Source organism: Streptomyces sp. 7R007, assembly GCF_054850255.1.
On the sequence record NZ_JBTWMV010000001.1, the window covers coordinates 450996 to 464604 of the forward strand.

At 72.9% G+C, this 13609-nt stretch carries 12 protein-coding genes; 7 read left to right on the forward strand and 5 right to left on the reverse strand.

Annotated features, from left to right (window positions below):
* The first annotated feature begins 96 nt into the window (after positions 1-96).
* The gene (locus ACYF6T_RS02200) at positions 97-1509 is read left to right on the forward strand and encodes an amino acid permease (RefSeq protein WP_461692909.1); all 1413 of its coding nucleotides are present in this window, start codon (positions 97-99) and stop codon (positions 1507-1509) included.
* A gap of 25 nt (positions 1510-1534) precedes the next feature.
* On the opposite strand, the gene ACYF6T_RS02205 is transcribed toward ACYF6T_RS02200, so the two are convergent.
* The gene (locus ACYF6T_RS02205) at positions 1535-2350 is read right to left on the reverse strand and encodes an alpha/beta fold hydrolase (protein WP_461692911.1); all 816 of its coding nucleotides are present in this window, start codon (positions 2348-2350) and stop codon (positions 1535-1537) included.
* 72 nt (positions 2351-2422) lie between these two features.
* On the opposite strand from ACYF6T_RS02205, the gene ACYF6T_RS02210 reads away from it, so the two are divergent.
* Positions 2423-2896, forward strand: coding sequence for a MarR family winged helix-turn-helix transcriptional regulator (locus ACYF6T_RS02210; protein ID WP_461692913.1), 474 nt, complete (start codon positions 2423-2425; stop codon positions 2894-2896).
* Positions 2897-2902: 6 nt separating this feature from the next.
* Here ACYF6T_RS02210 and ACYF6T_RS02215 read toward each other — a convergent pair whose 3' ends face one another.
* Positions 2903-4054, reverse strand: a complete 1152-nt coding sequence (locus tag ACYF6T_RS02215) for a CapA family protein (RefSeq protein WP_461692914.1) — start codon at positions 4052-4054, stop codon at positions 2903-2905.
* A gap of 240 nt (positions 4055-4294) precedes the next feature.
* On the opposite strand from ACYF6T_RS02215, the gene ACYF6T_RS02220 reads away from it, so the two are divergent.
* From ACYF6T_RS02220 to ACYF6T_RS02240, 5 genes are all read left to right on the forward strand, one after another.
* Positions 4295-4840: a sigma-70 family RNA polymerase sigma factor gene (locus ACYF6T_RS02220; protein ID WP_461692916.1), complete on the forward strand. Its 546-nt coding sequence runs from the start codon at positions 4295-4297 to the stop codon at positions 4838-4840.
* Positions 4841-4981: 141 nt separating this feature from the next.
* A complete protein-coding gene (locus ACYF6T_RS02225; RefSeq protein WP_461692917.1) occupies positions 4982-5494 on the forward strand; it encodes a hypothetical protein in 513 nt (170 codons plus the stop codon).
* 151 nt (positions 5495-5645) lie between these two features.
* Positions 5646-6299 carry an anti-sigma factor family protein gene (locus ACYF6T_RS02230; protein WP_461692919.1) on the forward strand — a complete coding sequence of 218 codons (654 nt, stop codon included), beginning with the start codon at positions 5646-5648 and terminating at the stop codon, positions 6297-6299.
* Between the two features lie 129 nt (positions 6300-6428).
* A complete protein-coding gene (locus ACYF6T_RS02235; RefSeq protein WP_461692920.1) occupies positions 6429-6821 on the forward strand; it encodes a hypothetical protein in 393 nt (130 codons plus the stop codon).
* The gene (locus ACYF6T_RS02240) at positions 6818-9343 is read left to right on the forward strand and encodes a caspase, EACC1-associated type (RefSeq protein ID WP_461692922.1); all 2526 of its coding nucleotides are present in this window, start codon (positions 6818-6820) and stop codon (positions 9341-9343) included. Before ACYF6T_RS02235 ends, ACYF6T_RS02240 begins: the two co-directional genes overlap by 4 nt.
* 4 nt (positions 9344-9347) lie before the next feature.
* Here ACYF6T_RS02240 and ACYF6T_RS02245 read toward each other — a convergent pair whose 3' ends face one another.
* The 3 genes from ACYF6T_RS02245 to ACYF6T_RS02255 form a co-directional block, all read right to left on the reverse strand.
* Positions 9348-10211, reverse strand: coding sequence for an Fpg/Nei family DNA glycosylase (locus tag ACYF6T_RS02245; protein ID WP_461692923.1), 864 nt, complete (start codon positions 10209-10211; stop codon positions 9348-9350).
* 22 nt (positions 10212-10233) lie between these two features.
* A complete protein-coding gene (locus ACYF6T_RS02250; protein WP_461692924.1) occupies positions 10234-12321 on the reverse strand; it encodes a SpoIIE family protein phosphatase in 2088 nt (695 codons plus the stop codon).
* Positions 12322-12391: 70 nt separating this feature from the next.
* A complete protein-coding gene (locus ACYF6T_RS02255; protein ID WP_461692925.1) occupies positions 12392-13567 on the reverse strand; it encodes a DUF6777 domain-containing protein in 1176 nt (391 codons plus the stop codon).
* Positions 13568-13609: the final 42 nt, after the last annotated feature.

A 13609-nucleotide genomic window follows, 5' to 3' on the forward strand; every position in this document is an offset into this window, starting at 1 on the left:
GGCGTCGGGCGGCTGCGCGGCGTCTTCCGTACCGGGCGGCCCTGGGCCATCATGATCCACCGTCAGCCGTTTCCCGAACGTGAAGAGGTGACGCGCATGGCCGGGCTCCGGACGGGCGAGGGGATTCTCCGCCGCAAACCGATCGAGCACATCGAGGAGACGGAGGTCGGCGAGGGCGTGCGGCTGGACCGGTCCCTCGGACTGTGGCAGCTGACCGCGATCGGCGTCGGCGGCATCATCGGCGCGGGCATCTTCACCCTGGCCGGAACCGTCGCCAACGGCACGGCGGGTCCCGCGGTCCTCGTCTCCTTCCTCATCGCCGGCGTGGCGAGCGCGGCGGCCGCGCTGTCGTACGCGGAGTTCGCGGGGCTGATCCCGAAGGCCGGGTCGGCGTACACGTACGGCTACGCGGTGCTCGGCGAGTTCGCCGGCTGGTTCATCGGCTGGGACCTGCTGCTGGAGTACACGGCGATCGTGGCGGTGGTCGCCATCGGCATCTCGGGCTACTTCAGCTTCCTCGTCGAGGACATGGGCGCCGAACTGCCCAAGTGGATGCTGGGCGCGCCCAGTACGGGCGAGGGACACAGGGTCGACCTGTTCGCGGTGATCCTGTGCCTGCTCATCGCCGCCCTGCTCAACCTGGGCATCCGCAGCGCCGCCCGCTTCGAGACGGCCGTGGTCGCGCTCAAGGTGCTGGTCGTGCTGCTGGTGATCGCCGTCGGCGTCTTCCACGTCGACACCGGCAACTACCACCCGTTCTTCCCGTACGGCGTCGGCGGCGCGTTCACCGGCGCGGCGACGGTGTTCTTCGCGGTCTTCGGCTACGACGCGATGTCGACGGCGGCCGAGGAGTCCCGGGACGCCCAGCGGCACATGCCGAGGGCGATCGTCTACTCGCTGGTCATCTCGATGGTCCTCTACGTGGCCGCGTGTCTGGTGCTGACCGGCATGCAGGACTACCGGCACATCGACAAGGAGAGCGGCTTCTCCACGGCGTTCAAGTCGGTGGGGCTGGGCGGGCTGGCGGACGTGATCGCGGTGGGTGCGATCATCGGCATCCTCACGGTGATGTTCACGTTCATGCTGGGCGTCACCCGGGTGTGGTTCTCCATGTCCCGGGACGGGCTGCTGCCGAGGTGGTTCGCGAAGACGCACCCGACGCGGCACGTGCCGACCCGGGTGACGTGGATCGTCGGGGTGGCGTCGGCCGTCATCGCCGGGTTCCTGCCGATCGGCGAGGCGGCCGAACTGACCAACATCGGCATCCTGTTGGCGTTCGTGGTGGTGTGCACGGCGGTGATCGTGCTGCGCTACCGGCAGCCGGAGCTGCCGCGTGCCTTCCGTACGCCGTGGATGCCGGTCGTGCCCGCGGTGGGTGTCGTCTCCTCGATCTGGCTGATCACGTATCTGCAGTGGCAGACGTGGGTGCGGTTCGCGGTGTGGTTCGTGATCGGCGTGGTGATCTACTTCGGGTACTCGTACAAGAGGTCGGCGCTGGCGGGGCGTTGAGCGTCACAGGCCGCCGGGGAAGGCGTCACAGGCCGCGCAGGAAGTCGAGCAGGATCGCGTTGAAGGTCTGCGGCTGCTCCATGTTCAGGTAGTGGCCGACGCCTTCGACGACCTCGGCCCGGCCGTCGGGGACGGTGTCGGCGAGGCGCTGCGCCGCGTCGAGCATCTCGGCGGGCTCCAGGGCGCCGTTGACGGCGAGCACCGGGACGCCGAGATCCGGCAGCCGGGACCAGGAGCCGGTCACCCGCACCAGCCAGTCCTTCTCGTCGGGCGTGTGCTTGGTGATCGTTCCCAGGGCCATCTCCCGCAGCCGGCGCCCGATGTCCGGGTCGACCTCGTCCGGGCCGCGGTACGGGCCGGGCACGACCCGCAGGAAGACGTCGAGCCAGCCCTCGATGTCACCGGCGGCCAGGGTGCGGGCGTACTCGGCCTGGATGCCCCGGGTCCAGTCGTCCGTGTACTGGAAGTCGCCGGTCGCCGCGCCGCAGGTGACGACCGCGCGGACGAGCTCGGGGTGCTCCAGCACCGTGTCGGTGGCGATCACGCCGCCCATCGAGACGCCGACGAGGACGGCGGGCCCGGCGTCGAGCCGGCGCAGCAGTCCGGCGAGGTCGTCGGCCCAGCGGAAGGGCCCGGTCGCGTTGGCGGAGGCGCCGTGGCCGCGGACGTCCGGGGCGATGACGCGGTGCCCGGCGGCCAGCGCCGGGATCTGGTCCCGCCAGAAGCGGTGGTCGACGTAACCGGAGTGGAGCAGGACCACGAGGTCCCCGGAGCCGGTGTCGAGGTAGGCGAGGTCGCCGTCGGCGGACGCGTGAAAGCTCAGTTCGGAAGCAACCGTCATGACAACCAAGGTGTCATCTCCGGGCGACTTTGACAACTGGGTTGTCATGATGGATCGGTGCATGATGTCCGGGTGAACGACGACGACGCCCCGCTGCCCCCCGACGAACTCGGCCACCGTGTCTCCGAGGTGTTCGACCTGATCGGCGCGCTCTACCGGCGCGGCCTGCGCAAGATCGAGCAGGGCGAACAGGTCGAGGGCGTCCCCGTCGGCGTGCGCTCCGTGCTCGCCCTGCTGCGCCGGCACGGGCCCATGACGGTGCCCCAGATGGGCCGCGTCATGACGCTGACCCGGCAGTTCGTGCAGCGCATGGTCAACGACGCGGCGGCCGAGGGCTGGGTCGAGGTCACGCCCAACCCGGCGCACCAGCGGTCCTCGCTGATCCGGATCACCGGGGCGGGCGAGACGGTGATCGACACGATCCTGGCCCGCGAGCACGCCCTGAACCGGCAGGTCGGCGGCGATCTCACCGACGCCGAACTCACGGCGTGCGTCCGCGTGCTGAAGCAGATGCTGAAGACGTTCGACCACGTGGAAGCCGAGTGAGCGCCCCTACTCCCCCATCACCAGGCCGTCGTTCGCCGCACCCCGGCTGAGGACGACGTCCCGGATGCGGTCCCGCACGCCCTGCAGATCCGCTCCCTGCTCGATCGCCCGGTTGAGGTTGACCACCCGCCCCGCGTCGACATCGAACACCTGCGGGATGAACTCGGCCCGGGTCACCTCCCAGCGCCCGCCCGGACGGCTCGGCGGCGCGAAGGTGAACCGCGCGAGGGTGGACTGGTTGCCGCGCGGGTCCTGCGCGCCCTCGTGGTTGTACATCTCACCGGCCACCTGGTCGCCCATGCCGTAGACGACCCAGGTGCCGTTGACCTTCTCGTACGCCTGCGGGACGTGGGCGTGGGTGCCGAGGACGAGGTCGATGTCGGGTCGGCCCCCCGTGCGCGAGGCGGTGAGCGTCTGGGCGAGCGCGAGCTGCTGCTGGTCGGGCTCGTCCTGCCACTCCGTGCCCCAGTGCAGCGAGACGACGACCACGTCGGCGCCGGCCCGCCGGGCGGCGCGCGCGTCGGCGATGATCCGGTTCTGGTCCATGAAATCGACCGCCCACGGCTGGCCCGGCGGCAGCGGGAAGCCGTTGGTGTCGTAGGTGTAGGCGAGGTGGGCGACCTTCGCCGCGCCGGCGCGCAGGAGGGTGGTGGTGCGCGCCTCCGCCTCCGTACGGGCCGTGCCGGCGTGCCGTACGCCCGCGCGGTCGAGGGCGTCGAGGGTGCGGTCGATGCCGGCGGCGCCATCGTCGAGGCTGTGGTTGGAGGCGGTGGAGCAGCCGTCGTAGCCGGTGGCGGCCAGGCCCTGGGCGATCTCGGGCGGGGACTTGAAGAGGGGGTAGCCGGTGTAGTCGCCGTTCGCGCCGTAGACGGTCTCCATGTGACACAGCGCCAGGTCGGCGCGGGCGACGACGGAGCGGACGCCTGCGAGCATCGGGCGGAAGTCGTAGGTGGTGCCGCCGCCGTCGAAGCGGGCGCGGTCGATGACGGAGGTGTGCGGGAGGACGTCGCCGGAGGCCACGAGCGTGAATCCGCGGGCGGCGGGCGGGGCCGGGTGGGCGGCTCGGGCGGCGGCTTCGTGGTGCCGGGCCTGGCAGGCCGCGCCCGAGGCGAGGACGGCCGTGAGGGCCAGGGCAACCTGTCGTCTGCGTGCAATCATCAGCTCACCCCAGAGTGGCGGCTCGTCATATTTACGGACAAAAGGTACGGAGGTGAGGGGCCCCGGATGCGGCTGCGGCACGCCGATTAGCCCGTCCGGCGCGCACACCGGCCGTCCGCGACCGCCCGGAAGGACCGCCCGGGACCGTTCGTCGAACCGTTCGTCGACGCGATCGACCGTCCGCCGCAGATCCCCGTACGGGCCCTGTCCCGGAACCGGTGCCTGCGGTGCCATACGGCCATGACGGCCGGAACCACCCTCACGAACGGGACGACCGCCGAGCACGAGCTCGCCGCACTGCAGCGGGAGCACGGCCGGCCCCTCTTCGCGCTGCTGCTCCGGCTGTGTGACGGCGACCGACAGCGCGCCGAGGACCTCGTGCAGGAGACCCTCGTCCGCGCCTGGCAGCACCCCGAGGCGCTGCGCGCCGACGATTTCGACTCCGTACGGCCGTGGCTGATGACCGTCGGACGGCGGCTGGCCATCGACGCGCGCCGGGCCCGCCAGGCGCGGCCCGCGGAGGTCGGCGACGCGATCCTGGAGAACGCTCGGGTGTGCGCGGACCACGCCGAACGAGCGGCCGCCACCCTCGATGTGCGCGAGGCTGTGAAGACACTCACTCCCGAGCACCGCGAAGTCCTGGTGCTCGTGTACTTCCAGGGGGCGAGTGTTGCGGAGGCCGCCCAAACCCTGGGAATCCCGCCCGGTACGGTGAAGTCCCGCGCGTACTACGCGCTGCGCGCCCTGCGCCGGGTGCTTCCGGGATACGCGGCCGACCTGCGGTGAAACCAACGGATCAGTCAAACCTCCGTAAAGCGCCTTGCTGAGGACCCCTGTTGAGTATTCGGCTGTCCTCATCCGTGTTCCGGACTGGAGCCCGGGCGTTCGGGCTGACGCGCACGCACCACCGGAGGAAGGCAGGAAGGGATGCTGCACAGAGGTCAAGAGAGCACGGACGGCGCCGGCGGCGAACTGGTCGTTCCCATGGCCTGGTTGTACGCCGAGTACATCGCCGACGAGCTGCTGCGGACGGGCGATCTGATGCCGCCGACGTCCTTCGAGTTCCGCGCCGGGCGCGACGCGCTGGCGCTGACCATCTTCCTCGCGGACACCGACGGTGAACTCTCCGGCATCCGGGTCGTCTCCCAGCTGGAGACCTGGCTGTCGCTGACGGCCTACGACCAGCCGTGGCAGGACTGGGTGGGCGAGCGGATGGCGAAGCTCGCCGCCGAGGCCGCCGAGGCCGGCGTCCGCGCGCCGGACCTGGACCTGGCCGAGGCGGCCTGGCGCTGGCTGGAGGAGACCGAGTTGCTCGCGCCCGATCTGAACGCCGTGCCGGGCGGCGCCGTAGGGGTCGGCGAGGACGAGGGTCCGAAGGTGTGGACGAAGGCGTGGCAGCTCGGACTGCCCCTCGGGCACCTGGCCATCCACCTCTTCTAGATTTTTTCTCTTCGGACCAATCCGCGAGCCGGGCCGCTACGAATCCGAAGGTTCACGATTCTGTGTGTGCCTTGAGTGATTCGGCGGCCTGGTGCGTACCGGTGGGAGCAAGGAGTAACCCCACCCGCACCCAACGGCACGAGGATTCGGCATGAGGTCCCTGGAGAGGCATCGCGACGTCGCCGCGTACGCGCTCGGCGTGCTGGACGAGGCGGACGCCTTCCGCTTCGAGGACCACCTCATGGAGTGCCCGCGCTGCGCGGCCTCCGTGACCGAATTCGGGCCCATCACCCGCCAGTTGATGCTGTACCGGCGGGCCACCCCGCGTTTCGTGCACCCGATGGCCGGGCCCGGACCCCAGCTGCTGGACCGGCTCATGGGCGCGGTGGCCGCCCGGCGCCGCGCCACCCGCCGCCGCTTCCTGTACGCGGTCGCCGCCTCGGTCGTGGTCGGTCTCGCCGGACCCGGCATCGCGCTCGGCGGAGGCGACGAGGAGGGCGCCGCACGGGTCTCGGCCACCGACGCCCGCTCGGGCGTGTGGGCACAGGTGACCACGAAGAAGGAGGACTACGGCAGCGACCTCACCCTGGAGGTCAAGGACGGCGCCGGTCCCCGCTCCTGCCGCCTCGTGGTCGTCGGCCGGGACGGCACCGAGCAGACGGTCGCCAGCTGGAACGTGCGCCGCCACGACGCCCGCCCGAACACCGTGCAGGGCAGCTCGGCCATGCGCCCGGACGAGATCGACCGCTACGAGGTGCGCACGGACGAGGGCGAACACCTGGTCACCGTGGACGCACACCACTAGGCCGGCCGGGCCGCGGCGTACGGAGTTGCCGCACCGTGCCGACCGGCCGAAACTGAAGACGATGACGTGGAGCCACCGTCGGTCCGACTCTGCGCCGCCCCGACCCGTACGGACGAAGGGGCTGACCCGGTGGAGAAAGAACTGCGGATCCTCCTGACCGAGGAGGGCGCGGAAGCCGAGCGGGTGGCGACCCTCACCGGCTATCTGCGACAGGAACTGCTGCAACTCGACGTGGACGACGTGACCGCCCTGCCCGGCGCGGAGGTACCGCCCGGGGCCCGCGCGGTGGACGTCACCCAGATCGGCGCCCTGCTGGTGGGGCTCGGCAGCTCGGCCGGCGCGCTGAACCAGGTGATGGGCGTGCTGCGCGACTGGCTCGGCCGGTTCCGGGGCACCAGACCCGCGCTGCGGCTGACGCTCGACGACGACGTGCTGGAGATCTCGCAGGCCTCGCCGGAGCAGGTGAACGAGGCGTTCGACGTCTTCATCCGGCGGCACACCCCGGCCCAGGCCCCGCCATGACCGAGTCACGGCACGCGCTGATCATCGCCAACGACAGCTACGACGACCGGGGGCTGAAGCAGCTGAAGGCGCCGGGGCACGACGCCGACGCGCTCGCCGAGGTGCTGCGCGACCCGCAGATCGGCGACTTCGAGGTGGTGGTGATCCGCAACCAGCCCGTGCAGGTCATCCGCCGGACCATCGAGCACTTCTTCGCCGACCGGCGCCGCGACGACACGCTCGTGCTGCACTTCTCCTGCCACGGGCTCAAGAGCGAGTCCGGCGAGCTGTACTTCGCCGCCAGCGACACCGAGCCGCTGCTGCTCGAAGCGACCGCGGTCGCCGCCCCGTTCGTGCGGCGCTGCATGTCCCGCAGCCGGGCGGGACGCACGGTGCTGTTCCTCGACTGCTGCTACGGCGGCGCCTTCTCCCGCGGGTCGTCCGGCGTCCGGGCGGCGGGCGACGTGAACGTCCTCGACAACTTCGCCGAGGAGAGGCCGGCCGGCGGACGCGGCTGGGCCGTCATCACCGCCTCCAACTCCATGGAGTACGCCTTCGAGGGCGAGCAGCTCGCCGAGCACTCCGCGCGGCGGCCCTCGGTGTTCACGCGCGCGGTGGTGCAGGGCCTGGAGACGGGCGAGGCGGACCTCGACGCGGACGGCGAGATCTCGCTGGACGACCTGTACGACTACGTCTTCGACCACGTCCGGGAGCAGAACCCGAACCAGACGCCGAGCAAGACCGTGGAGCTGCAGGGCGAGCTCTACCTGGCGCACAGCCGGCGGCCCACGATGAGGATCGTTCCGGAGCCGATCCCGGTCTCCTGGCACACCGCCCTCAACAGCCGCAACCACTTCACCCGGCTGGGGGCGGTCGCGGAGTTGCGGCTGCGGCTGGAGAACGAGGACCTGTCCCGGGCAGAGGGAGCCCGTCAGGCCCTGGAGGAGGTCGCGCGCAACGACGTCAGACCGGTCGCGGACGCCGCCACCGCCGCGCTGCACGAGGTACGGCTGCGGCCGTCGACCGCGAGGGTGGACTTCGGCCGGCTGGCACGGGGCGCGCCCGTCGCGCACCGGCAGGTGGCCCTGACCGGCCTGCCCCTGGCCCGCGCGTGCGTGCCGCACGTCTCGGAGCCGTGGCTGCGGGTCGGTGTCTCGGCGGAGGGCCTGGACGTCGGCGTGGACCCGGTCGCCGAGGGGCGCCTCAGCGGCGACATCGTGCTCAAGGGGGTCGCCGGCGACGCCACGATCCACGTGGAGGCCGAGGTGGAGCCGGCGGCCGAGGCCAGGACCGAGGAGCACGACGCACGCCAGGACACGGAACGCCGGACACGCGAGGAGCAGGAGGAGGCGGCGAGCCGGCGCCGAGAGGCCGAGGAGACACGGCGCCAGGCCACCGAGGAAGCGCTGCGACAGGAAACCGAACGGCGGACGGCCCGCGAGGCGGAGGAACAGGCGGCACGGGACGCCCAGGAGCCCCAGGCCCCGGCGGCACGCGAAACTGAACAACAGACGGCGCGCGAGGCACAGGAGCGGGCCGCGCGGGAGGCACAAGAACAGGCGACGCGCGCGGCCCAGACACAGACGGCCCGCGAGGCGCAGCAACAGGCGGCGCCGGATACCCAGGAGCAGGCCGCGCGGGAAGCCCACACACAAGCAGCCCCCGAGGCGCAGCAACAGGCGGCGCGCGAGGCGCGGGCAGCGCCGGAGGCCCAGACACGGGCGGCGCGCGAGGCGCAGCAGCTGGCAGCGCGGGAAGCCCAAACACAGGCGGCCCCCGAGGCGGAGCAACAGGCGCGCGAGGCACAAGAGCGGGCCGCGCGGGAAGCGCAGGCACAGGCGGCACGGGAAGCCCAGGGGCAGGCGGCACGGGAAGCGCAGGCACAGGCGGCACGGGAAGCGCAGGCGCAGGCGGCGCGGGAAGCCCAAGCACAGGCGGCACGGGAAGCCCAAGCACAGGCGGCACGGGAAGCCCAAGCACAGGCGGCGCGGGAAGCGCAGGCGCGGGCGGCGCGGGAGGCCGAGGTGCGGGAGGCTCAGGAGCGGCAGGTGCGGCTGGAGGCCGAGCGGCGGGCTCGCGAGAGCGAGCAGCGCAGGGCCTGGGCGGCCGAGCAGCGACGGGCGTACGAGCGCGCGCAGGCCCAGCGGCGGCGCCGCGAGACGGCTCCGCGCCGGCCCAAGACCGCGCCCCTGCTCGCCGTCGCCGCGCTGGTCTCGGCCGCGGTCTCGCTGGTCACCGTGATCCTGTCCGCGCTCGCGGCGATCGACGACGTCACGGGCTGGCGGCACGATCCGGGGAGCAGACTCGAAGACCATGTCCGCGACATGTCGGCGTCGCTCACCCTCGCGCTGATCACCGCGGCGGCAGCGCTCCTGCTCGGCGCGATCGCCCGGCACGGCGCGAACGCGCGCAAGGACCGCTACACGGCCACCGCGAAGGACGTCACCGCGTCCCTGACCCGGGCCGCGAGGATCGTGGCCGTCCCGGCGCTGGTCCTCGCCGTGCTCCTCACCGTCGCCCACGCGGTGGTGCGTCACCTGTGACCGCTCACTTCAGCAGCCGGGACATCCTCCGGTCCGCGAGCGGCTTGCCGCCGGTCTGGCAGGTCGGGCAGTACTGGAGGGAGGAGTCGCTGAAGGAGACCTCGCGGATGGTGTCGCCGCAGACCGGGCAGGGCTCGCCGGTGCGGCCGTGCACGCGCAGGCCGCTCTTCTTCTCCGACTTCAGCCGCCCGGCCGCCACACCCCGGGAGCGCTCGACCGCCTCGGTGAGGGTGGTGCGCAGCGCCTGGTAGAGGCGGGTGGTCTCCTCGGGGGTGAGCGAGGCGGCCAGCTTGAACGGCGACATTTTCGCGGCGTGCAGGATCTCGTCGCTGTAGGCGTTGCCGATGCCGGCGATGAGGCCCTGGTCGCGCAGGGCGCCCTTGATCTGGCGTCTCTCCGCCGTCAGCAGGCCGGCGAAGGCCCGCTCGTCGAAGTCGTCGGCCAAGGGGTCCGGGCCGAGCCGGGAGACGCCCGGGACCTGCCCGGGGTCCTGGACGACGTACACGGCGAGGCGCTTCTGCGTGCCGGCCTCGGTCAGGTCGAAGCCCTCGCCGGTCTCCAGGGCCACCCGCAGGGCGAGCGGCCCCTTGCCGGGGCGCGGCACGCCGTCCGGGAGCCGGTCCTTCCACTGCAGCCAGCCCGCGCGGGCCAGATGGGTCACCAGGTGCGGGCCGCCGTCCGTGGCCAGGTCGAGGAACTTGCCGTGCCGGCGCACGGCGACGACCTCGCGGCCCTCGACGGCGGTCAGCGGGGGGTCGTACGTCTTCAGGACGCTGATCGCGACGGGCAGCACGCGGACGATCTCGTGGCCGACCAGGTGCTCGGCCAGGAAGTCCTTGAGCGCTTCCACCTCGGGGAGTTCCGGCATACGTCCAGAGTGCCAGGCGGGCTCACTCGCGTCCCGGCACCACGAACTCGCACCACACGCACTTGCCGCCGCCCCGCGCCTCCACGCCCCAGGCGTGGGTGAGCAGGTCGACCAGGAGCAGGCCCCGCCCCGAGACGCCCGACTCCCCCGCCTCGCGGCGGCGTGGCAGGGCGCTGGAGGAGTCCTCGACCTCGACGCGCAGTCGGCGGTCGCCGCCGGTGAGGACCCGCAGGGTGACGACGGCGGCGCCCTCGGTGTGCATGAGGGCGTTGGTGATCAGCTCGTCGGCGACGAGTTCGATCTCGTCGGCGCGCTCCCGGGCGCCCCAGGCGCGGACCGCCGCCCGGATCATGTGCCGTGCCTCGGTGAGGGCCTCGGGGTCGCCGGGCGCCACGTGCTGGCGCAGCCGGCAGCCCGCGCGCGCCGCCTCCAGGCCGCGGCGGCGCAGCAGGAGCAGGGCCACGTCGTCGTCCCCGCCGCGCTCCTCGGCCACGTCGATGAGGCGGTCGGCGAGATCCCGTACGTCGTCCGGGCCGGTGGCGATGAGGGCGGTGAGGTTCTGCATGCCGTCGTCGAGGTCGGCGCCGGGCTGTTCGACCAGTCCGTCGGTGCACAGCAGGAGGGTGTGGCCGGGGTCGAGTTCGAGGGTGCCGACGGGGTATTCGAGGCTGCCGAACTCGGCGGACAGGCCCAGCGGCAGGCCGCCCTCGACCGGGACGCGCCGGCAGCTGCCGTCGGCGGCGCGCACCAGCGGGTCGATGTGGCCGGCCCGGACCACCTGCACGACCCCGGTGGCCAGGTCGGCCTCCGCGTACAGGCAGGTCGCGAAGCGGTCGGTGTCCAGCTCGTGCAGGAAGACCGAGGCGCGGGCCATCACGGTGGCCGGGGTGTGGCCCTCGGCGGCGTACGCGCGCAGCACGATGCGCAGCTGGCCCATCACCGCCGAGGCGTGGGTGTCATGGCCCTGGACGTCGCCGATGACGGCCCCGACCCGGCCGCCGGGCAGCGGGATGAGGTCGTACCAGTCGCCGCCGATGTCCCGGCCGAAGGAGCCGGCGGCGGACCCGGCGCGGTAGCGGACGGCGACGTCGGCGCCGCGCACGCTGGGGATGGTGCGCGGCAGCATGGCCTGCTGGAGCCCGGTCGCGAGGTCCTTCTCCTGCTCGTAGAACATGGCGCGTTGCAGGCTCTGCGCGATGCCGCTGCCGAGGGCGACCAGGACGTTGCGGTCCTCGGGCGAGAAGCCGTGCCGGTCGCTGTAGAGCAGGCCCATGGCGCCGATCGGGCGGCCCTGGGCGATCAGCGGGAGGTAGGCGGCGGCCGTGATGCGCAGGTCGGTGATGTGCGGCCACAGCACGGGGTAGCGCTCGGCGAACTCCTCCGGTGACTCGATGAAGCGGGGCGTGAGGGTGCGCACGACCTCGCTCATCGGGTAGGGGTCGTCGATGCGGGTGATGTCCGTGCCGGGCACGAAGCTGCCCGCGGGTCCCTCGGCGACCAGCCGGATGCGGCCGGCCTCGACCAGGCCCATCACCAGGCTGGTGGCGCCGAGATGGGTGAGGCCGTGGGTGTCCTTGAGGACGTCGATGACGTCCTGGACCGTCCGGGCGTAGGCCAGGGCGGCCGTGGTCAGCTGGACGACGTTGGTCTGTTCGCGCCGGGCCGCGTCCTGGGCGGCCTGCTCACGGCGGGCCTCGCTCTCGCGCAGCTCCTGGGTGGCGTCCCGGACGATGCCGATGATCCGGCGCGGGCGGCCGGTCTCGTCGCGCCGGATGTAGCCCTGGGTGTGGGTCCAGCGCAGCGTGCCGTCGCGGCAGCGGATGCGGAAGTAGGCGCCGTAGTTCTCGCTGCCGTCCTTCATCGCCTGGGAGACCAGGCCGTCGAGCCGGTAGGCCTCCGGCGGCGGGACCCGGATCGCGAGGGACTCGGGGCGGCCGTCGTACTCGTCGGGGCGCACGTCGAAGACCTCGTGGGCCTGGGCGTCCATGTGGAACAGGCCGGCGTCCAGGTCCCAGTCGAAGCTGCCCATGCGGTTGAGCGCCAGGATCGGATCCGGGTGGGCGGGCCAGTCGTCCGGGAGTGACAGGGCGCTCGCTCCCCGATCAGCCATGGGGCCACCTTGCCAGGAATCGCCCGATTCTTCGACCGGGGTGGCGAGGTTCGTCACGGGGCGTCCGCGTTCAGCCCGCGAAGACGTCGGTCGGGCTGTCGAAGATGCTGCCGGTGTCGTCCGGGATCAGGCCGCCGCCGTCGGGCAGGTCGGGGGTCTCCGGCACGGTCGAGGGGCCGAGGCCGTCCGGGGAGTCCGAGGCGGTCTGCGGTGCGGTCTGCGGCGGGGTGCCGGGGGAGGATTCCGGCCGGCCGGGCACGGGCGTGGTGGGGGGTGTGGCCGTGGCGGTGGCCGCCGGGCAGCCGGTGGGCGGCGGGGACGGCCGGGCGGACGTCAGGGCGTCGGTGGCGCCCGGGGGGGCGGTCACGGCCGGGGTGGGGGTGGCACAGTCGGTGGGCGAGCCGGACGGCGAGGCGCTGTCGTGCGGGCGCGGCGAGGGCGTGGACGGTGTGGGGGTCAGCGGCGGGGGCGCGGGCACCACGCGGTCGTGGCCGACGTCGTGGCCGACGTGCCGTTCGATCCAGGTGTTGCGGACGACGTCGATGATCGTGAGGGTGGTGACGACCTGCGCGGCCGGTGTCACCACGACCGTCCGCTCCGGCCGGTAGCCGGCCCAGGGGCGGCCGCTCGTGCTGTAGGCGCCCTGCGGTGCCGACGCCTTCAGCGGGTTGCCGCAGGCGCAGCGCACGCGCGGCACGCCCCGGTCGTCGACGAGGACGGCGGTGCCGGCCTGGAGGACGGACGGGAAGGCGGTGGCCCCTCCGGCGCGGAAGCCGTGGTTGGTGACCAGGGTGTCGGCGCGCAGCTGGACCGGGGCGAGCGCGCGCAGGTAGGACGGGATCGAGGCCGGGTCGATGCCCTCGGCCTCGGCGAAGGCACGGGCCTTGGCCGGGTCGGCGGTGAGCTGGTCGATCTGCCGCTCGACGTCGCAGCTGCCGACGCGTTCGGTGCCGCCGTACAGGCCGGGGGTGGTGCCGGAGACCTGGCGCGGCGCCTGCGCGGACGCCGCGGGCTCGGCCGGCCGGGTGACCGGCGCGGGGGTGGCCGTGGAGGGCGTGAAGGGGTCGGGGCCCTGTGCGGCGGCGGGCTGGAGGAAGACCTCCCGGCCCGCCTCCGCCTGCTCCCCGCCGTCACCGGCGGCGCAGCCGGCCACGACGAGCGCCGCCGAGAGCGCACAGACCGTGGTGAAGGTTCCGGTGGTTGTCGGCACCTCGTCCTCCTCGCGCCCCCACCTCACTTCGGGCATTTCGCCACTATTGTCTGCTTCACTCACTTGGGTTACGCAAGC